This window comes from Hephaestia mangrovi (assembly GCF_019880555.1).
In the GTDB taxonomy this organism is placed as follows: Bacteria; Pseudomonadota; Alphaproteobacteria; order Sphingomonadales; family Sphingomonadaceae; genus Sphingomonas; species Sphingomonas mangrovi.
Genome location: NZ_JAINVU010000004.1, coordinates 98,778 through 123,917 on the forward strand (window position 1 = coordinate 98,778; position 25,140 = coordinate 123,917).

A 25,140-nucleotide genomic window follows, 5' to 3' on the forward strand; every position below is an offset into this window, starting at 1 on the left:
GTTATCCAGCCTTCCGCATGACGCTGCCGAACGGCGCGTCGGTGCCGTCGATCCCGCTCTTGGGCGGTAGCCCGATCAGATCGCGCAGCAGCGGTTCGATATCGACGTTGATGAACGGGGCGAGCGTCTTGCCGGCCGCGAACGCCGGCCCGTTCGCGACGAACAGCGCCTGCATCTCGGGCGCCAGATTGTCATAGCCGTGGTTGCCGCCCGTCGAGGGTTTGTCGGGCTTGCTCGGCAACACCTGCCAATCGACGTCGGCGAGGCAGAAATAGGGCGGGATGCGGCGGTTGGTGCCGTAATGGAAGCGCGCCGGGATATCCTGCTTGCGCCAGCAGGTCGCGTGGCCGTGCTTGCCGGGGATCAGCCGCGCCACATCGGCCTCGTGCCCCGGCGTCGGTTCCAGGCTGGCATAGGGGCCGCTTTCGATCACTCGATAGTCCGCCGCCGGCGCGATCTGATCGAGCGCGACGACGCGGTCGCTGCTGATCGGCGCCATGCCATGATCGGCGACGATGACGAGATTGGCCGGCTGGTCGAGCTGCTTTAGTCCATCGACCAGCATTCCGATCTTGCGATCGACATCGGCAACCGCCTGCGTCGTCCGCGCGTCGTCCGGCCCATATTCATGCCCGGTGGTATCGACGGTGTCGAAATAGAGCGTGACGAACCGGGGCCGGATCGCCGCCGGCCGCCGCAGCCAGTCGAGCACCGCATTGACCCGCTGTTCGCCCGTCACTGCCTGGTTGAATTGCTGCCAGTCCTCGGGCCGGGTGCCGCCGGTGATGTCGTGCGGCCACGCGCTCGCCTCGGTGCCGCCCCAGGCGACGTTGGCGCCCGGCCAGAACATTGTCGCGGTGCGGATGCCCGCCTTCTCGGCATCGACCCAGATCGGCGCGGCGGTGTTCCACCAGAACGGGTCGTCCGTCGCCATGGTGAAGGTCTCGCCCGGCCGCTCGGGATCCTCCATCTTGTTCGCGGTGATGCCTGAATGATCGGGGTAGTCGCCGGTCACCATCGCCCAGTGATTGGGGAAGGTCTTGGACGGAAAACTCGGCTCCATCGCCGCCGAGACCCCCGTCGCGGCAAGGGCGTTGAGCCGGGGCGTGACACCGCGATCGAGATAGTCCGCGCGAAACCCGTCGATCGAGACGAGGATCGTCACCGGCGGCTTCTGTGCGATATCGGCGGCGGTCCGTGCCGGCGGGGCGGCCGTCGTATTGCTGACCGCGCACCCGGCCAGGGCCAGGCCCGCGCAAACCGCCAGGGCGAGCGAACGGAATCGAGTCATGCGCAAAGCTCCTTCGCGCGCCTGATGCCGGGCGCCGATGACGAGAGCAAGACCGTCAGACGTTGAAGCGGAACAGCATCACGTCGCCATCATGGACGATATAGTCCTTGCCTTCCTGGCGCAGCTTGCCCGCTTCGCGCGCCCCGCTCTCGCCGCCCAGCGCGACATAATCGTCATAAGCGATCGTCTCGGCACGGATGAAGCCGCGTTCGAAATCGGTATGGATCACGCCGGCCGCCTGGGGCGCCTTGGCGCCGGCCTCGACGGTCCAGGCGCGTGCCTCCTTCGGGCCGACGGTGAAGAAGGTCAGCAGGTGGAGCAATTTGTAGCCGGCGCGGATCACGCGGGCGAGCCCGGTTTCCTCCAGCCCCAGATCGGCGAGAAATTCCTTGCGGTCTTCGGGCTCCATCGTCGCGATCTCCGCCTCGATCGCGGCGGAAACGACCACCGCCTCGGCGCCTTCGGCCTTGGCCTTGTCGAACACGCGCGCCGAATAATCGTTGCCGTTCGCGGCATCTTCCTCGTTGACGTTGCAGACGTAGAGCACCGGCTTGGCGGTCAGCAGTTGCGCCTGGCCGAATACCCGCGCTTCTTCCTCGTCCTTCGGTTCGGTCAGCCGCGCCGGCTTGCCCTCGCGCAGCAGGTCGAGCGCCTGGCCCAGCACGCTGGCGGCGATCTTGGCTTCCTTGTCGCCCTGTGCCGCTTTCTTGGCGAAATTGGGTACGCGCTTTTCCAGGCTTTCGAGATCGGCGAGCATCAGCTCGGTTTCGACCGTCTCGGCATCGGCGATCGGATCGACCTTGTTGTCGACATGCTGGATGTCGTCATTCTCGAAACAGCGCAGCACGTGGACGATCGCGTCGACCTCGCGGATATTGCCGAGAAACTGGTTGCCGAGCCCTTCGCCCTTGCTCGCGCCGCGCACCAGCCCGGCGATGTCGACGAAGCCCAATTGCGTTTCGATCACCTTGGCCGAATGCGCGATCTCCGCGAGCTTGGTGAGTCGCGGATCGGGCACCGCGACGTTCCCGACATTGGGTTCGATCGTGCAGAACGGATAATTGGCCGCCTGCGCCGCGGCGGTTTCGGTCAGTGCGTTGAAGAGCGTCGATTTGCCGACATTGGGCAACCCGACGATGCCGCAGCGAAAACCCATGAGGAAAGTGCACCTGTCTGGAGGGAGAATGGTCGTCCAGATAGGCGGAAACCGGCCGCTAGGCTAGGGTCTGACCCTAGCCGCCCCTTTCAATGTTGGATTTCATCTGGTTTATCCTTCCCGATGGACGCCAATCGCATTCCCCGCTCGCTTGCCGCCGCCGCGCCGGCGATGCGCGACCGGCGCGATCCTGGCGCGCGCCTGCCGCGAACCGGTCGCTCACCCGTCGCCTTGGTGTCGCGTCACCGGCGCGCGGATGCCGCGCGGGTGTCGCCGATGCCGCGCTTCGTCTTTACGATACGGCGCTTCGCCGGCGCGGAAGGCGGCAAAACCCTGCCACGCTCTCCACTTTCTCCACTTCGACGATTCTCGCCAGGCCCTAGGGGCGGCGGGTCAGTCTTGCCCGCAGGTCGTCCATGCCGATCGCCTCGATCACTGGCGCGGGGTCGGCCGCGTTGAGGATGCGCGCGAGGTGGTCGAGCGTCTGGGCGAGCGGATCGAGCTGCTGGAGCGCGTCGCCATGCGCGGCGATCACTGCCATGTCGTCGGCCAGTCGGTCGGACAGCGCGCGGATCAGCCGCGCCGCTGCGGCGACTTCGTCGGCGACATTGTTGATGACGACGGCCTTGCCGGGGGTTACCAGCCGATCGGCGGCCGGCGCTGCGTCGCCCGCGCGGAGCGTCGCCTGGATCGCGTCGACGCGTTGCTGGCCGACGCTCGCCGCCGCGCGCACGCTCGACGCCCATTGTTGGACGGAGATCGAGCGATCGAATCGCACCCCGCAGCGATTGCCGTCGCGCCACGCGCAGGTTCCCGCGATCGTCAGCATGGCGCGCCGCAGCAGCAGCCGCTCGCCCGGCGCCGGGAGCCCGGCGCCCTCGATCATCGCGCCGCCCTCGGAAAGGTTGCGCACCCGCACCGGTGCTTCGCCGGCAGTGGTTTCGATCGACGCCGACAGCAGCAGGTTGGTGCGCGGTGCGCGCGGCGCGTGATCGCCGCCCTCGGCGGGCGGGCCATATGGCCGATCGGCGAACAACGCGCCGGTCATGCCCGCCGCCGCTGCTGGGGCGCGGCATCGACCAGCCCGGAAAGATGAGCGTGGAGCGCCGCGGCATTGGCCGGCCAGGTGAAGCCTGCCGCGGCCTTGCGCACCTCGTCGCGCGGTGGCGGGGAGCGAAGCAGGTCGTCGATCGCGGCAGCGAACGCGGCGGGCTCGCGGGCCACGATGCGGCCGGCGCCGGCGGAGGTCACCACCTCGCGCGCGCCGCCGGCGTCGGTGATGACGATCGGCGTGCCGCAGGCGAGCGCCTCGACCCAGGCGTTGGCGAGCCCTTCGGACGACGAGGCGAGCGCCATCACGTCGGCCGCCGCCAGCAGCGCCGGCAACGCATCATGTGCGATGGCGCCGAGCAACCTGACGCGCTCGGCAAGGCCTGCGGCCGCTATCCGGGCCTCCAGCGCCGCGCGCTCCGGCCCCTCGCCGGCGATCAGCAGCGTTGCCTGCGGCAGCGCCTTGATCGCGTCGATGACGATATCGTGTCCCTTGCGCGGGATCAGCGCCCCGACCGAGACAATCAGCGGTCCGGCGACGTTCAAAGACGCGTTGGCGCCATGGCCAGGGCTCGGCCGGAAGCGATCGAGATCGACCCCGGTGTGATGCACGCGGATGCGCTCGGCGGGCAGACCCAGTGCCGCCATGTCGTCTTTCATTGCCGCGGATACCGCGAGCATTCCATCAGCCATCCGCCCGGCGCGGCGGACCTGCGGCGCGGTCGGCCCGTGCCCCCAGTGGTGGATGTCGGCGCCCCGCGCCTTGATCGAAACGGGCACGCCGTAACGCGCGCCGAGCGCCACCGCCGCCGGCCCATCGGGAAAGAAGAACTCGGCGTCGATCACGTCGAACGGGAAGTCGTCGCGCAACTGGTCGAGCAGCGGCACCAGCGCCCGAAACAGGCCGGTGACGTGGAAGCGCCCGCCGGTGCCGGGTATCGTCGCGAAGCGCGGCCGGCGAACGTCGAGCCCGCGCCATGTCTCGCGCATCGGCAGCGCAGCGAGCGGCTGATAATGCCCCATCCGGGCGAGCGGCCCCGGTGGCAGCCCGATCGGCGCGATCACCTTGAGATCGATGCCCGGCCGGCCGGCGAGCTCGCACGTCTGGCGCTCGACGAAAATGCCGAAATTCGGCCGGGACGCGTCGGGGAACAGCGTCGAGAGAGTGAGCACGCGCAGCATCGCACCATCACGCTAGGCGCGGAGGGTTAAGAGGTGTTTAGGAAAAGCACCTTTTTATCGCGTTTCAGCTATTCCCCGCGCGGATCGCGGCGCCGGCGATGAAGGGGGCGCCGGCAACGAGCACCAGGCTTACCGCCGCAAGCAGCTTGAGCGCCGCCGGCCCGCCCGCCAGCGAGCCCGCGCCGAAGATCAGCAGCGGCACCGCGAGCGGCAGCATCACCAGCCCGGCAAGCGCGCTTGCCCCGCGCAGTCCGGCGACGAGCGCCGACGTCGCCACCGCCAGCGCGGCGAGCCCCGGCGTCCCGATCAGCAGGCCGAGCTCGACCATGCCGAGCGTTTCGGCCGGCAGGTCGAGCAACCCGGCCGCGATCACCGCCGCCAGCATCAGCGGCGGCGCGAAGGCGAGCCAATGCGCCGCGATCTTGGCCGCCGCCACCGCCGCCATGCTGGCGCCACGCACCGCAAACTGGTCGAGCACGCCTGCTTCCAGATCGGGCGCGACGAGCCGTTCGACCGGCAGCAACGCCGCGAGCAGCGCCGCCGCCCAGATCACCCCGCCGCCGATCCGCGCCAGCAGCGCCGCGTCGGGCCCGATTGCGAACGGAAACAGGATCGTCGCCAGCAGGAAGAAGGCGACCGGCAGCGCCGCGCCGCCGCCCGCCCAGGCGCGCCGCAGATCGCGCCAGACCAGCGCGGCAAGCCCGCTCACGCCGCATCTCCCAGCGCGATCGGCACGGCGCCGGGCAGATGCACCGGCAGGTGCGTCGCCACCAGCGCGATGCCGCCCTGCTTACGATGATCGGCGATCAGCGCCTCGAGCGTGCCGACGGCAACCGCGTCGAGCCCGTTGGCCGGCTCGTCGAGCAGCCACAGTTGCGCGCCGCTCGCCACCACCCGAGCCATCGCCGCGCGTCGCCTTTGCCCGGTCGAGAGCATCCGCACCGGCACGTCGGCAAGATGGTCGAGCCGCAGAACGGCGAGGGCCGGGCCAACCGAGCCCCGCCGCTCGTCGAGCGCCGCCCAGAAGCCCAGCGCACGGGCCAACGGCAGTTCGGGATCGAGCGCGTGCGCCTCGGCGAGCAGCGCGATGTCGCCGGCACGCGACACCCGCCCGGCGAATGGCGCGAGCAGGGTCGCGGCAATCCGCACCAGGCTCGATTTTCCTGCGCCGTTCGGTCCCGTTACCAGCGCCGCGTCGCCCGGGCCGAGCGCGAAGCTCAGCGCCTCGAACAGCGTTCGCCCGCCGCGCACGCCGGTCACGCCGTCGAAAGCCAGCCGCGTGCTCACGGCTCGCGTTCGATCCGGTGCATGTCGTCGTCCGACAAGCCGAAATGATGCCCGACCTCGTGGATCAGCACATGCGTTACCAGCGCATCGAGATCGACCCCGGTCTCGATCCATTCCTCCAGGATCGCGCGGCGATAGAGCGTGATCATGTCGGGCAGCGCGCCCGAATCCATCGACGATTTCTCGCCGACCGGCCGGCCGTGATAGAGCCCGCTCAGGTCGAGCGGGTGATCGATGCCGAGCGCCGCCAGCGTCTCCTCGTCGGCATATTCCTCGACGCGCAGCACGACGTCGCCCAGGTGCGCGCGGAAAATTTCGGGCAGCGCCGCCATCGCCGCGCGGGCGAGTTCCTCGATATCGCCGGCACTCGGCGCTTGCCCCGTCATGCCTGCGTGATAGTCCTGGCGGGCAAAGCACGGCAAGGAGGATCGTCATGGTCGAACAATTGAGCGAGGCCGAACGCGCCGATGCGCTGGATGGCCTGCCCGACTGGGATTATGACGAAAGCCGCGACGCGATCACGCGCACCTTCACCTTCGCCGATTTCAGCGAGGCCTTCGCCTTCATGACGCGCGTCGCACTGTTGGCGGAAAAGGCCGATCACCATCCCGAATGGTCGAACGTCTGGAACCGCGTGGAGATCACGCTCACGACCCACGATGCCGGTGGCCTGTCGGGTCGCGACGTGGAGATGGCGGAAGCGATCGAGGGGTTGCTGGAATAGAGGCGGCTGAGGACGATGGGGATGCGTCACTCTCTTCCCACAGCCCCGCGACGCATCATCTTCCTTAGCTGTCCCGGCATCCACCGCGCCGCGAAGCGCATCCGGTCGGCGGTCTTGCCGACATAGGTATGCAGCTTCTGCCCATGCACCGCGCGCCACGCCGCCTCCGCGACCGCCTCGACCGGGGTGAGTTCGAGCCCGGCGTCGGTCACCGTGTCGCGGATCGTGCGGTTGGAGCCGGCAACGCCGCCGTCGAGTAGCGGGGTCTCGATGAAGGCCGGCACGATATCGCGCACGTTGATCCCCGCCGCCGCCCATTCGCCGTCCAGCGCCTCGGTCAGCGCGCGCACCGCGAACTTGGTCGCCGAATAAGTGGCGAGCCCGGCCGATCCGTAGATCGCCGAGGCCGAGGCGGTGTTGAGCAGGCATGAGCCCGGCGTCCGCGCGAGATAGGCGTAGCCGATCCGCGCGCCATTGAGCACGCCGCCGAAATTGATCGCCACCACGCGATCGAGATCGGCGAAATCGGCCTCGGCAAGCGGCCCGCCGACGCCGATCCCGGCATTGTTGAACAGCACGTCGAGCCGCCGCGTCAGGCCGGTGAAATCGTCGAGCGTCTGCGCCCACGCCTCGCGGTCGCGCACGTCCATCCGATAGGTGATCGATCCGGGCACCATGGCCCCGGCCGCCGTCAGCGCCGCCGCATTGACGTCGGCGATCCCGACCGTCCAGCCGCGGCTTGCGAACAGCTTCGCCGTTGCCAGTCCGATTCCCGACGCGCCGCCGGTAATGAAGATCGCCTTGCGCTCGTCCGCCACGCCACCCTCCCGCTTCGTTTGACCTTGCCGGGTAGTTTCCTCACAATCGTGCCCGGATGCCAGCACCATCTTCCGCCAACGGCCCGAGCCTCGCGTTCGAGGCTGTCACCAAGCGCTATGATGGCGGTACGATGGCGGTCGACCACGTCTCGGCGGAGATCGACGCGGGCAGCTTCATCGCCCTGGTTGGCAGCTCGGGCTCGGGCAAGTCGACGCTGCTCAAGACGATCAACCGCCTCGTCGAACCGAGCGAGGGCCGTGTCCTGATCGCCGGGGAGCCGGTGGCCAGCACCGAGCCGCACCGGCTGCGCCGCTCGATCGGCTATGTGTTCCAGAATATCGGCTTGTTCCCGCATATGACGGTGGCCGAGAATATCGCGATCGCGCTGCGCCTCGATGGCGAGCGCGAGACCGCCGATCGCGTTGCCGATTTGCTCGATCTCGTCGATCTGCCGCGAGAGTTCGCAGGCCGTATGCCCGATGCGCTGTCGGGCGGCCAGCAGCAGCGCGTCGGCGTTGCGCGCGCGCTGGCGGCGCGGCCGGGGCTGATGCTGATGGATGAGCCGTTCGGCGCGCTCGATCCCGTCACGCGCGATCAACTCGGCGCCGCCTTCCGCCGCCTTCACGACAGGCTCGGCCTGACGACGATCATGGTTACCCACGACATGGCCGAAGCGCTGCTGCTCGCCGATCGCGTGCTGGTGATGCAGGCTGGCCGGTTGGTCGCCGACGCGACTCCGCGCGCGCTGCTGGCGGGCGAGGGCGGGGAAGAAGCCGATGCGCTGGTCGCGGTGCCGCGCGCGCAGGCGGACCGGTTGCGCGCGTTGGAAGGGCGGGCATGACCGGCCCGTTCTGGTCCGCGATGGCGCGTGTGCCCGATCTGCTGGCGAGCCACGTCCTGCTTGCCGCCTCGGCGCTGCTTGCCGGCCTGGCGATCAGCCTGCCGCTGGCGATCTGGTCGGCGCGCAACGCGCATGTCGCGCGCCTATCGCTCGGCTTCGCCAGCCTCGTCCAGACGATCCCGTCACTGGCACTGCTCGCGCTATTCTATCCGCTGCTGCTGTCGCTCTCCGCGCTGGTCGGCGGCGGTATCCCGGCGCTCGGCTTCCTGCCGTCGCTGCTGGCACTCGCGCTCTACGCGTTGCTGCCGATCCTGCGCAATGCCGTCACCGGCCTGCTCGGCCTCGATCCCGCGATCGTCGAGGCGGCCGACGGTGTCGGTATGACGAGCTGGCAGAAGCTCCGCCTGGTCGAGGCGCCCCTCGTTGCGCCCGTCCTGATGGCCGGCATCCGCACCGCTGCGGTGTGGACGATCGGCGCGGCGACGCTTTCCACCACCGTGGGCCAGCCGAGCCTCGGGGATCTGATCTTTGCCGGTCTGCAGACGCAGAATTGGGCGCTGGTGCTCGCCGGCTGCGTCGCCGCCGCGCTGCTCGCGCTGATCGTCGATGCGCTGCTCGGCCTGATCGAGCGCGGCATCAAGGCGCGCCGCCGCTGGCAGGTGTGGACCGGCGCCGGCCTGCTCCTCGCCGGGATCGCCCTCGCGCTCGCCCCGCTCTGGCCGAGCGCCGGCGGGGGCCGCACGGTGACGATCGGCGCCAAGAATTTCTCCGAGCAATATATTCTCGCTCGCGTCATCGGCCACCGGCTGGAAGCGGCGGGCTACCACGTCCGCTATCGCGAGGGCCTCGGCTCGGCGGTGATCTACCAGGCGCTCGCGAGCGGCGATATCGATGTCTATGTCGATTATTCGGGCACCTTGTGGACCAACCAGATGGGGCATGACGACACGCCCTCGCGCCCCGAGATCATCGCCGGCGTCGCCGATTGGGCGCGGCGCACCAGCAGCGTCCGCGTGCTCGGCGCGCTCGGGTTCGAGAATGCTTATGCTTTCGCGATGCGCGGTGACGTTGCCAAGCGCCGCCACATCGCCACCCTCGCCGATCTTGCCCTTCAGGCGCCGCAACTCACGCTGGGCTCCGATCTCGAATTTCTCGATCGTCCCGAATGGCGCGCGGTTCGCGACGCTTACGGTCTGCGCTTCGCCGACACCCAGCGTTTCACCCCCAGCTTCATGTATCGCGCGCTGGCCAGCGGCCGTGCCGATGTGATCTCGGCCTTTTCCTCGGATGGCCGCATCGCCGCGCAGCATCTCGCGGTGCTGCGCGATCCCAAGGGAGCGATCCCCGGTTACGATGCGATCCTGATGCTGTCGCCCGCCCATGCCGATGACGCCCGCATGGCAGCGGCGCTGAAGCCGCTGATCGGCGCCATTCCCGTCGAGACGATGCGACAGGCGAACTATCTGGTCGATCGCGACGTCGACAAGCAATCGCCCGACCAGGCGGCGACCTGGCTCGAGCGCCGGCTCGATCAGCCCATCAGGCCGAGGCCGAGCAGCAGCATCACGAACAGCGTCAGCGCCACGAATGCCAATATCACCAGCACGCACATCCGCCAGAAGGCCGAGAAGCGGCGGAGCTGATAAGCGCCGCGCAGTTGCTTGTAGATATGCACCGGCGGCACCAGCATGGCGGTGATCGAGATCACGCCGCTTCCGACCCCGATGGCGCCGAGCAGCGTCAGCACGGTGACCAGCAACGTCATGAAATCGAGCGAATAGATCACGAAGATCGTGTGATCGTAAAGATGATACCGCCGCCGCCACAGGAACAGCAGCGCGACCAGCGGCGCCGAGATCGGGATCAGCACCCAGCTGTATTTGTAGGCGCTCATCTGCAGCTTGTAGATCGCAAGCCCCGGGTTGGCGTTCGCCTTGGCGATGCCGTGATCGAGCGGCGCCCAGCCGGTCTTGATGTCGGCGATCGTCACTGCCTTCTCGTCGGCGTCGGACTTGAGCCCTTCGCGCGCCGTCTCCAGGCCGGAAATGGTCATCGTCAGCGCCTTGACGTCGTCGGCGGCATCGGCGCGCTTGGCCGCGGTCTTGGCGCTGGTCTGGGCCGCCTGCGCCTTGGCCAGCGCGCTCTTGGCGTTGCCGATCTGCGTATCGAGTTTCTCGACCGCCGCCGCACGATTGGTAGAGGTCAGCCCTTCGCCGTCGAATTCGCCAGCGACGCTGTGGATCACCGCGAACATCAGGAACACCGCGAACAGATAGAGCGCGAGCGGCGAGACGAACTTGGCGCGCTCGCCGGCGATATAGCGCCGCGTAAGTTCGCCCGGGCGGATGACGAGCATCGGTAGCGTCCGCCAGATCTTGCCCTCGAAATGGAACACGCCGTGAAGCAGGTCGTGCCCGATCGAGGCGAGCGTCTTGTGGACGTGCCCGTTCTGCCCGCATTCGTGGCAGAACTCGCCGATCAGCGCGGCGCCACAATTGAGACAGGCACCGTGTCCGTCCGCGCCATGGACATGCTCGCCCGCGCGCGGCTCGACGCTACGCCCCATAAAAGCTCCGGTGGCGATGTCGCCGGCTGCTTCGAATCCCCCAGTCATGCCGCAAAGCTATCGCTTTGGCGGATAAAGTCATCCGCTTTTGAGTTGGGATGGCGAAGCATGTTAAAAGGGAACCCATGGCTGATATTGAAACACCCAATCCGACCACCCTCATCGCAACCATGGGCGAGCGCGCCCGCGCCGCGGCGCGAACGCTCGCCGGTCTGTCCGCCGGCGCCAAGTCGCGCGGTCTGATTGAGGCGGCGCATGCTTTGCGCGCCGCCAGCGCCGAGATCATCGCTGCGAACGCCAGGGACATGGCGCGAGGCCGCGACAAGGGCCTGTCGAGCGCGATGCTCGATCGCCTCCAGCTCGACGAAGCGCGCATTGCCGCCGTTGCCGACGCCGTCGAAGCGGTCGCCGGCCTGCGCGATCCGGTCGGCGCCGTGATCGACGAGACCCAGCGCCCCAACGGCATGGTGCTGCGGCGCGTGCGCGTTCCGATCGGCGTGATCGGCATCATCTACGAAAGCCGCCCGAACGTCACCGCCGACGCTGCGGCGCTGTGCGTCAAATCGGGCAATGCCGCGATCCTGCGCGGCGGCTCCGAGGCGATCGAGAGCAACCGCGCGATCCACAAGGCCCTCGCCGCCGGCCTCGAAAAGGGCGGGCTGCCTGCTGACGCCGTGCAACTCGTGCCGACCACCGATCGCGCTGCGGTGGGGGCGATGCTCAAGGCCGACGGGCTGATCGACATGATCGTGCCGCGGGGCGGCAAGAGCCTCGTCGCTCGCGTTCAGGCCGAGGCGCGTGTACCCGTGCTCGCGCATTTGGACGGCATCAACCACATCTTCGTCCACGCCTCGGCCGATCCGGAGATGGCGGAAACACTGGTCGTCAATGCCAAGATGCGCCGCACCGGCATCTGCGGTGCGATGGAAACGCTGCTCATCGACAAGGCCTATCCGAAAGCCGCCGACCTCATGAAGGCGCTGGCCGCTGCTGGGTGCGACTTGCGCGGTGACGAGGCGGCGCGGGCGATCGATCCGGCGCTGGAAGCGGCGACGCCGGAAGATTGGGACACCGAATATCTCGAGGCGATCGCTTCGGTGGCGATGGTCGATGGCGTTGATGGCGCGCTGGCGCATATCACCGCGCATTCGTCGGGCCACACCGATGCGATCATCGCGGCCGACGAGGCGGTCGCCGAGAAATTCCTTGCGGCGGTCGACTCGGCGATCGTCATGTGGAACGCTTCTACCCAGTTCGCCGACGGCGGCGAATTCGGGCTCGGCGCCGAGATCGGCATTGCCACCGGCCGCCTCCACGCGCGCGGCCCCGTCGCGCTCGAAGGGCTGACGACCTACAAATGGATCGTGCGCGGCACCGGCCAGGCGCGGCCGTAATCGTCTAATCGGGAAGGTGCGGTTGCCCTCGGGCACCCGCCTCCCCATCTCTGGAGCGAGCGGCGGGGGTCGTTCGATCCAGGGAAAATCCATGCGCTACAACCGACTCGGCAATACCGGCCTGTTCGTCTCCGAATTGTGCCTCGGCACGATGACCTTCGGCGGCGAGGGCTTCTTCAAGGCGGTCGGCCAGGTCCAGCAGGACGAGGCCGATCAGATCGTCAAGGCCGCCATCGATGGCGGCATCAACTTCCTCGATACCGCCAATGTCTATTCGCGGGGCTGGTCGGAGGAGATCACCGGCCAGGCGCTCAAGAACCTCGGCATCAAGCGCGAGGATGTCGTCATCGCCACCAAGGTGCTCGGCCCAATGGGTGAGGGCGTCAACGATCGCGGCGCCTCGCGCGGCCACATCATGGATCAGGCCAAGGCCAGCCTGAAGCGGCTCGGCACCGATCATATCGATCTTTACCAGATCCACGGATGGGATCCGGTGACGCCGATCGAGGAGACGCTGCGCGCGCTCGATGATCTCGTCCGTCAGGGCCACGTTCGCTACGTCGGCGTGTCGAACTGGGCGGCGTGGCAGATCGCCAAGGCGCTCGGCATCTCGGCCAGGGACCACCTCGCACGGTTCGAGACGGTGCAGGCTTACTACACCATCGCCGGCCGCGACCTCGAACGCGAGATCGTGCCGATGATGCAGTCCGAAAATGTCGGCCTGATGGTGTGGAGCCCGCTCGCCGGCGGCTTGCTCTCGGGCAAGTATCGCAAGGAAGGCGCCGAGGGCCGTCGCGCCAATTTCAGCTTCCCGCCGGTTGATGCGGCGCGCGCCGATGCCGTTCTCGATGCGATGGAGCCGATCGCCGCAGCGCACGGCGTGTCGGTCGCGCAGGTCGCGCTCGCCTGGCTGTTGTCGCGGCCGCATGTCACCAGCGTGATCGTCGGCGCCAAGCGGCTCGATCAGTTGCAGGACAATCTCGGCTCGGTCGATGTCGAACTGAGCGAAGACGACCTGCAGACACTCGACGAGGTCAGCGCCTTGCCGCGCGAATATCCCGGCTGGATGATCGAGCGCCAGGCCGAATATCGCCAGGGCATGGACCCCGGCAGCGCCTCGCGCTGAGCGCGCGCGGCTCGATCAGTCCCGCCGCTTGCCCGGCAGGGCGGGGGCGGGGCGATCGAGCGACAGATCGGCGTCGGAAAAGCGGATCGGCGTGCGAACGCCCGGCACGTTGCCGCCGCTTTCACGCGCGATGTCGAGCGCCATGCCGCGATGCACGACCTGCGGGTCGGAGAATGCCTCGGCCACGGTATTGATCGGTCCCGCCGGCACCCCCGCCGCTTCCAGCCGGGAGAGCAAGTCGTCGCGCGCGAAGCGCTGCGTTGCTGCAGTCACGCGTGCGGTCAGCGCGTCGCGATTGGCGACGCGTGCCGGATTGGTGGCAAAGCGCGGATGCTCGGCCATGTCGTCGAGCCCGGCGATCGCGCAGAAGCGGCGGAATTGCGCGTCGTTGCCGACTGCGAGGATGAACCAGCCATCGCTGGTCGGAAACGCGGCATAGGGCGCGATATTGGGATGCGCGTTGCCGAGCCGCGTGGGTGATATGCCCGAGACGAGATAGTTCATCGCCTGGTTGCCCAGCACCCCGGTCATCGTGTCGAGCAGCGCCATGTCGATATGCTGACCGCGCCCCGTGCGCTCGCGCATCGCCAGCGCCGCCTGGATCGCGATCACCGCGTAGAGCCCGGTGAAGATATCGGCGAAAGCGACGCCGATCTTCTGCGGCTCGCCCGCCGGGTCGCCGGTCAGGTCCATGATGCCCGACATGCCCTGGATGATGAAATCGTAGCCGGCGCGGCGCGCGTACGGCCCGTCCTGCCCGAAGCCGGTGATCGAGCAATAGACGAGGCGCGGGTTGATCGCAGCGAGGCTGGCGTAATCGAGCCCGTATTTGGCGAGCCCGCCGACCTTGAAATTCTCGATCACGACATCGGCGTCGGCGATCAGCGCGCGCACCGCGGCTTGTCCCTCGGCAGTGCGGAAATCGATCGCCACCGATTTCTTGCCGCGATTGGTGGCATGGAAATAAGCGGCGTCATGGCTGCCGTCGGCATTCTCGACGAACGGCGGCCCCCATTTACGCGTGTCGTCGCCATCGGGGCTCTCGACCTTGATCACCTCGGCGCCGAGATCGGCCAGCGTCTGCCCAGCCCACGGGCCCGCGAGGATGCGGGCGAGTTCCACCACCTTGAGGCCGGCGAGGGGGGTGGCCTTTTTCAGCCTCTCCCTTTCAGGGGAGGGGGGAATGGGCATCAGAAAGCCGCGATCCCCGTGATCGCCCGGCCGAGGATCAGCGCGTGGACGTCATGCGCGCCCTCATAGGTATTGACCGTCTCCAGGTTCATCAAATGCCGCATCACCTGATATTCGGCCGAAATCCCGTTGCCGCCGTGCATGTCGCGCGCCGCGCGGGCGATATCGAGCGCCTTGCCGCAATTGTTGCGCTTGACGATCGAGATCATCTCCGGCGCGAACCGGCCCTCGTCCATCAAGCGCCCGATCCGCAGGCTCGCCTGCAGCCCGAGCGCGATCTCGGTCTCCATGTCGGCGAGCTTCTTCTGATAGAGCTGGTTGGCGGCCAGCGGCTTGCCGAACTGCTCGCGGTCGAGCCCATATTGCCGCGCGGCATGAAAGCAGAACTCGGCCGCGCCCATCGTGCCCCAGCTGATCCCATAGCGCGCGCGGTTAAGGCAGCCGAACGGCCCCTTCAGTCCCTGCACCTCGGGCAGCAGCGCCTCCTCGCCGACCTCGACCTCGTCCATCATCACCATGCCGGTGATCGACGCGCGCAGCGAGAGCTTGCCTTCGATCTTGGGCGCGGAGAGCCCCTTCATCCCCTTTTCGAGGATGAAGCCGCGGATGCCGCCGCCATGCTCATCGGATTTCGCCCAGATCACGAAAACATCGGCGATCGGCGAATTGCTGATCCACGTCTTCGAGCCCGAAATGCGATAGCCGCCATCGGTCTTTACCGCGCGGGTCTTCATGCCGCCGGGATCGGACCCCGCGTCGGGCTCGGTCAGCCCGAACGCGCCGATCCATTCGCCGGTCGCCAGTTTGGGAAGGTATTTCCGCTTCTGCTCCTCGGAGCCGTAGGCGTGGATCGGATACATGACGAGGCTCGATTGCACGCTCATCATCGAGCGGTAGCCCGAATCGATCCGCTCGACCTCGCGCGCGACCAGCCCGTAAGCGACATAGCTCGCCCCCACGCCGCCATATTCCGCCGGGATCGTCGGCCCGAGCAGCCCGAGCTCGCCCATCTCACGGAAGATCGCGGGGTCGGTCTTTTCCTCGTTGAAGGCCTCGATCACGCGCGGCGCCAGCCTGTCTTGCGCATAGGCGCGCGCGGTATCGCGAATCATGCGTTCGTCGTCGCTCAACTGGTCGTCGAGGAACAGCGGGTCCGTCCAGTCGAAGCTTGCCATGCCGGCCATCACAGTCTCTCCTTTGCTGGCGCGCATGCCGCCGATCCGGGGTATTTGTCCACCCCCGGCGGCTGGGGCACAAGGCCCACATGACCGACTCGATCCGCCCCCTGCGCAGCGCGCTGTTCCTGCCCGCCTCGAATCCCCGCGCGATCGAAAAGGCGCGCGGGCTGGCCGCCGATGCGGTGATTCTCGACCTCGAAGATGCCGTCGCTCCCGATGCCAAGGAGGCGGCGCGCGATGCAGCGATCGAGGCCGTGAAGCAGGGCGGGTTCCGCGCGCCGACCGTCGTCGTTCGCGCCAATGCGCTCGATAGCGAATGGGGTGCTGCCGATCTCGCCGCGCTGGCCCGCTGCGGCGCCGATGCCGTGCTGGTGCCCAAGGTCGCGACGGCCGGCGACGTCGAGCTCTGCCATGCCGAACTCGCCACGGCGCCCAATGCGATGCGACTGTGGGTGATGATCGAAACCTGCCGCGCGATCAGCCAGCTGCAATCGATCGCCGACATGGCATCGCGCACCCGGCTGGCGGCGATGGTGGTCGGCACCAACGATCTCGCGCTCGAATTGCGGGCGAAGCCGGCCGCGGACCGGGCAGGGCTGGTGCCCTATCTCGCCTTATCGGTCGCGGCGGCGCGCGCGGCGGGCATCGTCGTGCTCGACGGGGTTAGCAACGATTTCACCGATCTCGATCGCTTCGCCGCCGAATGCGCGCAAGGCCGCACGCTCGGCTCCGACGGCAAATCGCTGATCCACCCCGCGCAGGTCGATCCCTGCAACCTGGCCTTTTCGCCCGACGCCGGCGAAATCGCGCGGGCGGAGACGATCGTCGCCGCGTTCGCCGATGTCGCCAATGCCGGCAAAGGCGCCATCCGCGTCGATGGCAAGATGGTCGAGCGGCTTCATCTCCGCGAAGCCGAGCGCGTGCTGGCCATGATACAATCGCTGCGCGGTCCGGAGGCGCGTTAACGCGACATTAGCCAATCTCGTTCATGAAATGCGGCTGAAAGGGACGAAAATGGACCAATCGTCTTGCTTGTTTCATGCCGGTATCGAGGACCGGCCGGACTGGTTCTCGGCGATCTATCAGGCGATCGACGCGGCGCTCGGCCGTGTAGACGGCAACGTGCCGCCGGGAACGCTGGCGATGCTCTATCGCGCGCTCGATGGGTTGCGTGAACGCGGCGGCTGCGACGCGCACGTATCGCGCGGCAGCGCGATGGTGGTGACGCTGCACCGGCTGCAGGCGATGCTCCGCCACGGCAACCGCGACGAGATTTTGCCGCTGCGCCGCGATCTCGAGGCGATGCAGCGCGATTGGCTGATGACCACCGCGCTGCGGCATTGAGCGAGCGGCTCGATCAGCCCGGAATCTGCTGACTGATGCAATGGAAGCTGCCGCCGCCGGTCAGGATATGATCGGCGCGCTGGCCGATCGCCTGGCGGCCGGGGAACAGTTCCGCGATCGCCGCGACCGCCGCTTCGTCATTGGGTGCGCCATATTGGGGGACGACCACCGCGGCGTTGCCGATATAGAAATTCATGTAACTCGCTGGCACGATATCGTCGTCATGGATGATGCGGCCCGGCGAGGGCAGGCGAACCAGATCGAGATCGTGCCCGAAGGCGCGGGCGCGCTCGGCGGCGCGCTGATAGACCATCCAGTTGGGATCGTTGTCGGACGCCTCGGGGATCGCCAGCCTGGCCGGGCCGACGAAGCGCGCGAGATTGTCGACATGGCCGTCGGTATGATCGTTGAGCAAACCGTCGCCGAGCCACAATACGTCGGTGAAGCCGAGATCGTCGTGCAGCCGGCGCTCGATCTCCTCGCGGCTCAACCAGGAATTGCGATTGCGGTTGAGCAGGCATTGCTCGGTGGTGACGACGAGGCCGGTGCCGTCTCCGTCGATCGCGCCGCCTTCCAGAATCCAGTCGCAGTCGGTAACGTCGATCCCGCGCTCGATCGCCAGCCGCTCGCCGATATCGTCGTCGCCGGGCAGATCGTATTTGCCGCCCCAGCCGTTGAACTGGAAATTGCGTGCCTTGTGGCGGCCGACCATGATGACGCCGGTGTCGCGCAGCCAGATGTCGCCGAATGGCTGGACGACGATCTCGGCGAAGCGCGCCAGCTTCCGCGCCGCTTCCGCAGCTTCTTCGTCGGCGGCGACCAGCAGCACGCGCTCGCCCTTGCCGCCGGCATGGACGGCGGCGGCGAAGGCGACCACTTCGTCGCGCGCGGGTTCGAGATCGTCACCCCATAATTCGGGGTGGCTGGGGAAGCCGATCCAGACCGCCTTGTGATGTGCCCATTCGGGCGGCTGGATCAGCCTCGTCATGGCCTAGCTCGTTACTCGTTGGTGGCGACGCCCGCGCGGCTCTTATCGCGAATCGCGCGGAATTCGGTGCCCTGATACCAGTTGGGCCAGGCGTTGCCATCGGCAAGTTCGCGGCCCAGCTCGTAATAGAGCTGCAGGTCCTGCACTGCGCCGGACCAATCCCAGTCGGGGTTATATTCGTCCTGTGGCTTGTGATAGCGATGCTCGATATAATCGAGCGTCGCGGCATGGCCCGCGGCGGTGCCGCCGTTGACCAGATCCTCGCCGCTGCCGCCGTCGAGCATCGGTACGCCCAGCTTGGCGAAGCTGAAATGGTCGGACCGGAAATAGCCGCCGCGCTCCGGATCGGGCTCGGGCTCGACGACGCGGCCCTGCGCTGCCGCCAGCGGCTTGACCAGATCCTCGAGCTCGGACTTGCCATAGCCGGTAATCACGAAATCCTTGGTCGCGCCGTCGGTGTTGAGCACGTCCATATTGACCCCGCCGACCATCTTCGACAGCGGGAAGATCGGGTGTTCGGCATAATATTCGGAACCGAGCAGCCCGGCCTCCTCGTCGGTCACCGACATGAAGGCGAGCGTGCGGGCCGCCGGCCCCGCTTTGGCCTGCGCCTCGGCCAGCGCGACCAGCCCGGCGACGCCGCTGGCATTGTCGCGCGCGCCGTTGCAGATACCGTCGCCGTCGACCGGATCGCAATGGCCGAGATGATCCCAGTGCGCGGTGTAGAACACCGTTTCGTCGGGGCGCTTGGTGCCGGGCAGGATGCCGATCACATTGTGCGACTTCATCCGTGCAATATCGTTGTCGAACGACACCGAGGCCTTGAGGCCCAGCGGCACGGCGTGGAACCCCTTCTTGCCGGCGGCGGCTTCCATCGTCGCGAAATCCTTGCCGGCGGTGGCGAACAGCTTCTCGGCATCGTCCTTCTGCATCCAGCCGATCGCCTGGCTCTGGTCCATATGATCGCCCTTGACGTCCAGCTCCTGCTGCGGGCCGGTCCATGACGATTGCACCACGCCCCAGCCGTATGCGGCGGGCGCGGTCTGGTGGACGATGATCGCCGCCGCGGCGCCCTGCCGCGCGGCTTCCTCATATTTGTAGGTCCAGCGGCCGTAATAGGTCATCGCCTTGCCCTCGAACGGCCCCTTGAGGTCGCTCGATTGCCAGTCGGGGTCATTGACCAGGATGATCACCGTCTTGCCCTTCACGTCGACGCCGGCATAGTCGTTCCAGCCGCGCTCCGGCGCATCGATGCCGTAGCCGACGAACACGATGTCGCTGTTCTTGATATCGATGCGCGGCGTAACGCGATAGGTCGCGACCACCATGTCCTTGCGGTAATCGAGGCTGAGCGGCGTCTTGCCGCCTGTGATCGTCAGCGGAGTCAGATTCTTGGCGGTGATCTGGACGACCGGCACGTCCTGGAACCAGCTGCCGTGATTGCCGGGTTGCAGGCCTGCCGCCTTGAAGCGCTGGACGATGTAATCGATCGTCTTGGTCTCGTCGGGCGTGCCCGGCTTGCGGCCCCCGAAATCGTCGCTCGACAGCGTTTTGGTGACATCCCTGAGCGTCTGCACCGAGATATCCGGCGCGGCCGGTGCCGTCTGCGCGACGGCGGCGGTCGTGCTCAGCAGCGCAGCCATCGGAAGGAGAAGAGAAACACGCATCACGGGGCCCCCGAAGAAGTGGTCGATGGGCCGGGTTCTGGCACTGGCGCAGAAAAATCACAACCGCCGAGCGGTTCTTGACGAGCGACCGATCGCTTCTAAAACCGTGTCGAACGAGGGGGATATTCGATGAAGGGGAAGATGCTTGCCGGCATGGTGTTGGCGGTGGGCGCTGCGAGCGCTCACGCGGCCGCGACGCCGGATGCGAGAAGGCATGGGGGTCACGCGGATCGACGTCACCTCGTTGAAACAGTCGGTGATCGAGCAGCCTGAATCGCAGGCGGCCGGCTATATCACCGACGGCCACGGCACTGTCCGGATCAAGGCCGACGTGCCGAAGGTGTCTAGCGGCTATGATGGCAATGCGGTGGATTATTTTTATCGCAAGCCCGGCGATCGTACATGGCTGCCCCTCAGCCATGTAACGAGCGATGGCGTCAAGCAGACCGGCTTCACGCCGCTTGCCGTCGATCGCGATCTCGACGTCGCTTATGGCTTCGACGCTCACGACGGCCGCATCGCCGTCTACAAGGTCGCGCTCGATGGCAGCATGAAGAAGGAGCTGGTATATGCCAGGCCCGATGTCGATGTCGCCGGCTTGGTGAAGGTCGGCCGCCAACAGCGCGTGGTCGGCGTTTCCTACGTTACCGACAAGCGGCACACTGCGTTCTTCGATCCGGAGCTCAAGGCGTTGCAGGCGGCGCTGGCCAAGGCGCTGCCCAATGATCCGCTGGTGACGTTCGTCGATGCCAGCGCCGATGAAAACCGGCTGCTGTTGTTCGCCGGCAGCGATGTCGATCCGGGGAGCTATTATCTGTTCGACAAGCGGACGCATCAGCTCAACCCGTTGCTGTCCGAGCGTGCGGGCCTTGATAATGTGCAGCTCGCGCCGGTCGAGGCGATCACCTTTCATGCTGCGGATGGCACCTCGATTCCCGCTTATCTGACGCTGCCGCCCGGATCGGCAAAGAAGGGCCTGCCCGCGATCGTCATGCCCCACGGCGGCCCCGGTGACCGCGACGAATGGGGGTTCGATTGGCTCGCGCAATTCTTCGCGCATCGCGGCTATGCGGTGCTGCAGCCCAATTTCCGGGGCTCGACGGGTTATGGCGATGCCTGGTTCCAGGATAACGGCTTCCGGTCATGGCGCACGGCGATCGGCGATATCGATGATGGCGGCCGCTGGCTGGTCGGGCAGGGGATCGCAGATCCGGCGAAACTGGCGATCGTGGGATGGTCTTATGGCGGCTATGCCGCGCTGCAGAGCGCCGTAATCAACCCGGATCTGTTCAAGGCCGTCGTCGCCATCGCGCCGGTAACCGATCTTCAGACGTTGAAGAGCGAATCGCTGCACTTCACCAATTACAAGAATGTCGCGGCGATGATCGGCGACGGCCCCGATCTCGCCGCCGCCTCACCGGCGCAGAATGCCGATCGGTTCAAGGCGCCGGTGCTGCTGTTTCATGGCGATATCGATCAGAATGTCGGGATCGGCGAATCCGAGCTGATGGCCGATCGTCTGAAGGATGCCGGCAAGCCGGTGCGGCTGGTCACGTTCGACGGCCTCGATCACCAGCTCGACGACAGCGATGCGCGCGCGCAGATGCTGGAGACCGCCGACGCCTTCCTGCGCAGTTCGATGGGCATGTGAAAAGGGGCGACCGTTGCCGGCCGCCCCTTGCAATCCATTCGCCGGAAATCCGGATCAGCGCGAGTAGAACTCGACGACCAGGTTCGGCTCCATCTTCACCGGATACGGCACCTCGTCGAGGGTCGGCACGCGAGTGAAGGTCACCTTGGCGGCGCCATCGGGGGCGACATAATCGGGGATGTCGCGCTCGGCCAGGCTCTGCGCCTCGAGCACCAGCGCCATTTCCTGCGCCTTCGAACCCAGCGTGATCTCGTCGCCGACGAAGCAGCGACGCGAGGCGATATTGCACTTCACGCCGTTGACGCGGACATGGCCGTGCGAAACGAGCTGGCGCGCGGCGAAGATCGTCGGCGCGAACTTGGCGCGATAGACGATCATGTCGAGCCGCTGCTCGAGCAGGCCGATCAGATTCTGGCCGGTGTCACCCTTCATCCGCGAGGCTTCCTGGTACGCCGCCTTGAACTGCTTCTCGGTGACGTCGCCGTAATAGCCCTTCAGCTTCTGCTTGGCGCGCAGCTGGATGCCGAAGTCCGACATCTTGCCCTTGCGGCGCTGGCCGTGCTGGCCGGGGCCGTATTCACGCTTGTTGACCGGGCTCTTCGGGCGACCCCAGATGTTTTCGCCCATCCGGCGGTCGAGCTTGTACTTGGCGCTGTTGCGCTTCGACATATCAGTTCCTCAATTGCGTTAACGTTGCCGCCGGTATCGCCTGCGTCGATCGATCGGGATCGGGCACGGCCGCCGCTTCACCGGCATGCGGGGCCAATTGCGAAGGCGCGCGCCTAGCGGGCGGGGACGGCCGAGTCAAGCTGGACAGGGCGCGCGGTGCCGCTCTAGAGCCCGGCCATGACGCAAACCATTCTTCCCGGCCCCGATTGCACGACCATGGCCGAGGTCCGCGCCGGCGTCGATCAGGTCGATCGCGAGCTGATCGCGCTGCTCGTCCGCCGCTTCGCCTATATGGACGCCGCCGCGCGCATCAAGCCCGAGCGCGGGCATGTCCGTGACGAGGCGCGCAAGGCTCAGGTGATCGACAACGCCCGCGCCGCCGCGCGCGTCGCCGGCCTGCCGGATGCCGTCATCGCGCATCTATGGGATCAGCTCGTCGAGGCGTCGATCGCCTATGAACTGGATCGCTTCGACGCGCGCTGACTTATTGGGCGGCCGGCGTCTTGGTTGTGCCGGGCACGATCTGCAGCGTGTCGCCGGGCATCGCCAGCGCGACGTAATTATTGCCGTGATCGCAGCCGATCGACCAGGCCGGATGGCCGTCGATCGGCGCGTGCTCAGCTTGCGTCTCGATCTTCTGGCACAGGAAACCGGCATCGGTGATCGCGCGCATGAACACGCCCTGGCGCTGCGCGTCGGGCAGCGCGGCAAGCTTCTCGGCGAACGCATCGGCCGGTGTGGCGGCGGCGGACGTGGTGGTATTGGCGGCGGGCTGCTGCGGCGGAGCGTGGCACGCCCCCGCCAGCGCGGCGAGCGCCAACACGGCGAATGGATGACGGGTCATCGCGAAATCCTCCAAAGCTTGGCACCCGATTATGTCACGATCGGCGCGTGCTCGCCACCCGCCCTGGGGTCGACAAGCCCGCCTCGACAAGACACGATCACGTTCTCGCCCGCCACAGGAAGGATCCGCCGATGAAACTCGCCCTCAGCCGCCGCTCGCTGATCGGCACCGCCGCCATGCTCCCGTTCGCCGCCGCGGCCGCCCCGGCGCTGGCCGACGAGGCGCACGACAAGCAGATGCGCGAGGATTTCCCCTGGCTCGCGCGCTATGCCGACGACAATGCCACGCTGATCGCCTCGGGCAAGCCGGTCGGCACCGTATTCATGGGCGATTCGATCACCGAGGGGTGGCAGTCGAAGCATCCGGCGTTCTTCGCCGACACCAACCATGTCTGCCGCGGGATCAGCGGGCAGACGACGCCGCAGATGGTGCTGCGCATGATGGCCGATGTCGTGCACCTGAAACCCAAGGCGGTGCACATCATGGCCGGCACCAACGATATCGCCGGCAACACCGGCCCGATGACGGCGGCGCAGACGGAAGACAATCTCACCATGATGACCGAGGTGGCGAAGGCGGCGGGCATCCACGTCATCCTCGCCTCGATCCCGCCTTCGGTGGCCTTTCCCTGGCGTCCGGGCTTGGCGGTGACCGAGCAGATCCGCACGCTCAACCGCTGGATCGAGGGCTATGCGCGAGCAGCGGGCGCGACCTGGGTCGACTACACCCCCGCGCTGGCGACGGCAGCCGGTGGCATGAAGCCCGGCATGGCCGTGGACGGCGTCCACCCGACCGCCGAGGGCTATGCGGTGATGGAGGGCGTGCTGGCGCCGGTGGTGCGGCGGTTTGATGTGGTGTGAGGGGCGTTTTATCTCGTCGTAAGCAATCTCGACAAGATTCCGCCCAAGCTGGCGTCTGCGGGGCCGTCTTCTTTCACGATCCCGTCGGGGCTGGGCCGAAAGATTGAGGTGAGAACGATCGCGCGTTCTGCATCGGTAGCCGATCCTTCTTCGGTCATGGCCAAATAGGTTTGCGTCATCACCGCTCGCTCAGCAGAATCAACCCTAAGGTGATGTTCGCTTAAGTAGAGCTTAATTATGATGCGGCCTACCCAAAACAATATAGTTGTAAAAGCCAACAATCCTCCACTAACGATCACATAAACAGCAGCACGATCAATGTCCTTTGGCAATGAAAGAATATAATCTGAACATAGATAGGCAACTAAGAATAGAGATATGATCGCAACCAAGAAGTAGCATGCGCTCGACTTTAGCATGGTTCTTTCAGCAGTTTTGTGCTCGCTTGATTTGTCTTTCCAGTATTTTACCGGAGCCGCGAGCGCCATTTGCGTTTCATAGCGATTTCTCGTGGTTTCTAGGTCGCCTAGCGCCTTTCGCGCAAGGTCGTTAAAATCTGAGTTTTCCTGCGCCCAAATGGCTTGAGTCTTTCGAACTAAATTTTTGCTCAGACGCGCAACGCGGTGATAGCGACGCTGCCATTCTTCTGTCCTATCCCGTTGGAATTGATCGGTCGTTCGTTGAACACGTGCAACCTCTTCGCGATAATTCCGACGCTCTCGCTGGAGAATATCGCGATAATGCTCGGCGCCAACCATCGCAGGGAACGCCGACAATATAAGGCCGCGCACATCTTCAACGGACCGCGCCTGCTGAGGTTGGGCGTTTCCCACGGTAAACCAGTAAGCCCATCGCCCTGCGATGGTGCCAGCCGCCTCCTTGATTGTGAGTATGTCTTGTCCTTCAATGGTATCACTGACAACCAGTCGGCCGGTCGATTGGCCTCTCAGCCGCGCGTTTTTCCACTGAATGTAATTGCCGTCAGTGTTATCTGAGGCATTTCGGATGTATTGATCACCTTGTGCCCAACCCGCGCCGTAGTCATTGAAATAATCCGGCGACAGGCCGGGGGCTTCCTTGGCTCCGTTAGACCAAAGCCAAGACCATAGGGCTCGCTCGCTGGCGACCCATGCCAAGATGCTATCTTTTGTTTCAAAGACGAGGGGCTCCTGGCGCCCACCGGCCTCAAACGTGTCCCATGGCTGACTCACCGTCCCTCCCCCCAAGGATAAACCAGTCGGGGCCAAGTATCAGTCACGGTACGGTTAAGGCAACGGCTATCGGCCGAGGCCTTTTGTTTTCAAGGTCTAGT

General features: G+C 66.5%; 26 protein-coding genes. 10 read left to right on the plus strand and 16 right to left on the minus strand.

Annotated features, from left to right (window positions below):
- Position 1: 1 nt before the first annotated feature.
- From K7G81_RS10830 to K7G81_RS10860, 7 genes are all read right to left on the minus strand, one after another.
- The gene (locus K7G81_RS10830) at positions 2–1,291 is read right to left on the minus strand and encodes an alkaline phosphatase family protein (protein ID WP_223030812.1); all 1,290 of its coding nucleotides are present in this window, start codon (positions 1,289–1,291) and stop codon (positions 2–4) included.
- A 55-nt stretch (positions 1,292–1,346) separates the two neighbouring features.
- The gene (gene ychF / locus K7G81_RS10835) at positions 1,347–2,447 is read right to left on the minus strand and encodes a redox-regulated ATPase YchF (protein ID WP_223030813.1); all 1,101 of its coding nucleotides are present in this window, start codon (positions 2,445–2,447) and stop codon (positions 1,347–1,349) included.
- Positions 2,448–2,826: 379 nt separating this feature from the next.
- Positions 2,827–3,495: a PilZ domain-containing protein gene (locus K7G81_RS10840; protein WP_223030814.1), complete on the minus strand. Its 669-nt coding sequence runs from the start codon at positions 3,493–3,495 to the stop codon at positions 2,827–2,829.
- Positions 3,492–4,679 carry a glycosyltransferase gene (locus K7G81_RS10845; protein ID WP_223030815.1) on the minus strand — a complete coding sequence of 396 codons (1,188 nt, stop codon included), beginning with the start codon at positions 4,677–4,679 and terminating at the stop codon, positions 3,492–3,494. The genes K7G81_RS10840 and K7G81_RS10845 overlap by 4 nt, the downstream gene beginning before the upstream one ends.
- Positions 4,680–4,743: 64 nt before the next feature.
- Entirely contained in the window at positions 4,744–5,388 is a 645-nt protein-coding gene (locus K7G81_RS10850; protein ID WP_223030816.1) for a heme exporter protein CcmB, read from the minus strand.
- Positions 5,385–5,966, minus strand: a complete 582-nt coding sequence (ccmA, locus tag K7G81_RS10855; RefSeq protein ID WP_369412089.1) for a heme ABC exporter ATP-binding protein CcmA — start codon at positions 5,964–5,966, stop codon at positions 5,385–5,387. Before ccmA ends, K7G81_RS10850 begins: the two co-directional genes overlap by 4 nt.
- Positions 5,963–6,352: a metallopeptidase family protein gene (locus K7G81_RS10860; RefSeq protein WP_223030818.1), complete on the minus strand. Its 390-nt coding sequence runs from the start codon at positions 6,350–6,352 to the stop codon at positions 5,963–5,965. Before K7G81_RS10860 ends, ccmA begins: the two co-directional genes overlap by 4 nt.
- A gap of 47 nt (positions 6,353–6,399) precedes the next feature.
- Between K7G81_RS10860 and K7G81_RS10865 the strand changes: the two genes are divergently transcribed.
- Entirely contained in the window at positions 6,400–6,690 is a 291-nt protein-coding gene (locus K7G81_RS10865; RefSeq protein WP_223030819.1) for a 4a-hydroxytetrahydrobiopterin dehydratase, read from the plus strand.
- A gap of 26 nt (positions 6,691–6,716) precedes the next feature.
- Here K7G81_RS10865 and K7G81_RS10870 read toward each other — a convergent pair whose 3' ends face one another.
- Entirely contained in the window at positions 6,717–7,508 is a 792-nt protein-coding gene (locus tag K7G81_RS10870) for an SDR family oxidoreductase (RefSeq protein ID WP_369412090.1), read from the minus strand.
- Between the two features lie 56 nt (positions 7,509–7,564).
- Here K7G81_RS10870 and K7G81_RS10875 point away from each other — a divergent pair, with 56 nt between their 5' ends.
- Positions 7,565–8,350: an ATP-binding cassette domain-containing protein gene (locus K7G81_RS10875; protein ID WP_223030821.1), complete on the plus strand. Its 786-nt coding sequence runs from the start codon at positions 7,565–7,567 to the stop codon at positions 8,348–8,350.
- Positions 8,347–9,993 (plus strand): ABC transporter permease/substrate-binding protein, encoded by a 1,647-nt coding sequence (locus K7G81_RS10880; protein WP_223030822.1) that lies wholly within the window; start codon positions 8,347–8,349, stop codon positions 9,991–9,993. Before K7G81_RS10875 ends, K7G81_RS10880 begins: the two co-directional genes overlap by 4 nt.
- On the opposite strand, the gene K7G81_RS10885 is transcribed toward K7G81_RS10880, so the two are convergent.
- Positions 9,882–10,964 (minus strand): DUF3667 domain-containing protein, encoded by a 1,083-nt coding sequence (locus tag K7G81_RS10885; protein WP_223030823.1) that lies wholly within the window; start codon positions 10,962–10,964, stop codon positions 9,882–9,884. The two genes, K7G81_RS10880 and K7G81_RS10885, sit on opposite strands and share 112 nt — an antisense overlap.
- 77 nt (positions 10,965–11,041) lie before the next feature.
- Between K7G81_RS10885 and K7G81_RS10890 the strand changes: the two genes are divergently transcribed.
- Together K7G81_RS10890 and K7G81_RS10895 are read left to right on the plus strand one after the other, a co-directional pair.
- Positions 11,042–12,310, plus strand: a complete 1,269-nt coding sequence (locus K7G81_RS10890) for a glutamate-5-semialdehyde dehydrogenase (RefSeq protein WP_223030824.1) — start codon at positions 11,042–11,044, stop codon at positions 12,308–12,310.
- 91 nt (positions 12,311–12,401) lie between these two features.
- Positions 12,402–13,436, plus strand: coding sequence for an aldo/keto reductase (locus K7G81_RS10895; protein ID WP_223030825.1), 1,035 nt, complete (start codon positions 12,402–12,404; stop codon positions 13,434–13,436).
- Positions 13,437–13,451: 15 nt separating this feature from the next.
- Here K7G81_RS10895 and K7G81_RS10900 read toward each other — a convergent pair whose 3' ends face one another.
- Together K7G81_RS10900 and K7G81_RS10905 are read right to left on the minus strand one after the other, a co-directional pair.
- On the minus strand, positions 13,452–14,627 hold the full coding sequence (locus K7G81_RS10900; RefSeq protein WP_223030826.1) for a CaiB/BaiF CoA transferase family protein: 1,176 nt from the start codon (positions 14,625–14,627) through the stop codon (positions 13,452–13,454).
- Complete coding sequence (locus tag K7G81_RS10905) at positions 14,627–15,811, minus strand: acyl-CoA dehydrogenase (protein WP_223030827.1); 1,185 nt, start codon at positions 15,809–15,811, stop codon at positions 14,627–14,629. The genes K7G81_RS10900 and K7G81_RS10905 overlap by 1 nt, the downstream gene beginning before the upstream one ends.
- A gap of 80 nt (positions 15,812–15,891) precedes the next feature.
- On the opposite strand from K7G81_RS10905, the gene K7G81_RS10910 reads away from it, so the two are divergent.
- Together K7G81_RS10910 and K7G81_RS10915 are read left to right on the plus strand one after the other, a co-directional pair.
- Entirely contained in the window at positions 15,892–16,770 is an 879-nt protein-coding gene (locus tag K7G81_RS10910; RefSeq protein WP_223030828.1) for an HpcH/HpaI aldolase/citrate lyase family protein, read from the plus strand.
- 49 nt (positions 16,771–16,819) lie between these two features.
- Positions 16,820–17,149: a hypothetical protein gene (locus K7G81_RS10915; protein ID WP_223030829.1), complete on the plus strand. Its 330-nt coding sequence runs from the start codon at positions 16,820–16,822 to the stop codon at positions 17,147–17,149.
- 13 nt (positions 17,150–17,162) lie between these two features.
- Here K7G81_RS10915 and K7G81_RS10920 read toward each other — a convergent pair whose 3' ends face one another.
- A complete protein-coding gene (locus K7G81_RS10920) occupies positions 17,163–18,137 on the minus strand; it encodes an agmatine deiminase family protein (protein ID WP_223030830.1) in 975 nt (324 codons plus the stop codon).
- A gap of 11 nt (positions 18,138–18,148) precedes the next feature.
- Positions 18,149–19,804: a M28 family metallopeptidase gene (locus K7G81_RS10925; RefSeq protein ID WP_223030831.1), complete on the minus strand. Its 1,656-nt coding sequence runs from the start codon at positions 19,802–19,804 to the stop codon at positions 18,149–18,151.
- 214 nt (positions 19,805–20,018) lie between these two features.
- Between K7G81_RS10925 and K7G81_RS10930 the strand changes: the two genes are divergently transcribed.
- Positions 20,019–21,455 carry an alpha/beta hydrolase family protein gene (locus K7G81_RS10930; protein WP_255586921.1) on the plus strand — a complete coding sequence of 479 codons (1,437 nt, stop codon included), beginning with the start codon at positions 20,019–20,021 and terminating at the stop codon, positions 21,453–21,455.
- A 54-nt stretch (positions 21,456–21,509) separates the two neighbouring features.
- Here K7G81_RS10930 and rpsD read toward each other — a convergent pair whose 3' ends face one another.
- Positions 21,510–22,124, minus strand: coding sequence for a 30S ribosomal protein S4 (gene rpsD, locus K7G81_RS10935; RefSeq protein WP_223030833.1), 615 nt, complete (start codon positions 22,122–22,124; stop codon positions 21,510–21,512).
- 177 nt (positions 22,125–22,301) lie between these two features.
- Here rpsD and K7G81_RS10940 point away from each other — a divergent pair, with 177 nt between their 5' ends.
- Complete coding sequence (locus tag K7G81_RS10940) at positions 22,302–22,607, plus strand: chorismate mutase (protein WP_223030834.1); 306 nt, start codon at positions 22,302–22,304, stop codon at positions 22,605–22,607.
- A gap of 1 nt (position 22,608) precedes the next feature.
- Here the strand turns inward: K7G81_RS10940 and K7G81_RS10945 are convergent, their stop codons facing one another.
- A complete protein-coding gene (locus tag K7G81_RS10945) occupies positions 22,609–22,968 on the minus strand; it encodes a hypothetical protein (RefSeq protein WP_223030835.1) in 360 nt (119 codons plus the stop codon).
- A 131-nt stretch (positions 22,969–23,099) separates the two neighbouring features.
- On the opposite strand from K7G81_RS10945, the gene K7G81_RS10950 reads away from it, so the two are divergent.
- A complete protein-coding gene (locus K7G81_RS10950; protein WP_223030836.1) occupies positions 23,100–23,828 on the plus strand; it encodes a GDSL-type esterase/lipase family protein in 729 nt (242 codons plus the stop codon).
- Between the two features lie 8 nt (positions 23,829–23,836).
- Here K7G81_RS10950 and K7G81_RS18030 read toward each other — a convergent pair whose 3' ends face one another.
- Entirely contained in the window at positions 23,837–25,039 is a 1,203-nt protein-coding gene (locus K7G81_RS18030; RefSeq protein WP_223030837.1) for a DUF6161 domain-containing protein, read from the minus strand.
- Positions 25,040–25,140 lie beyond the last annotated feature (101 nt).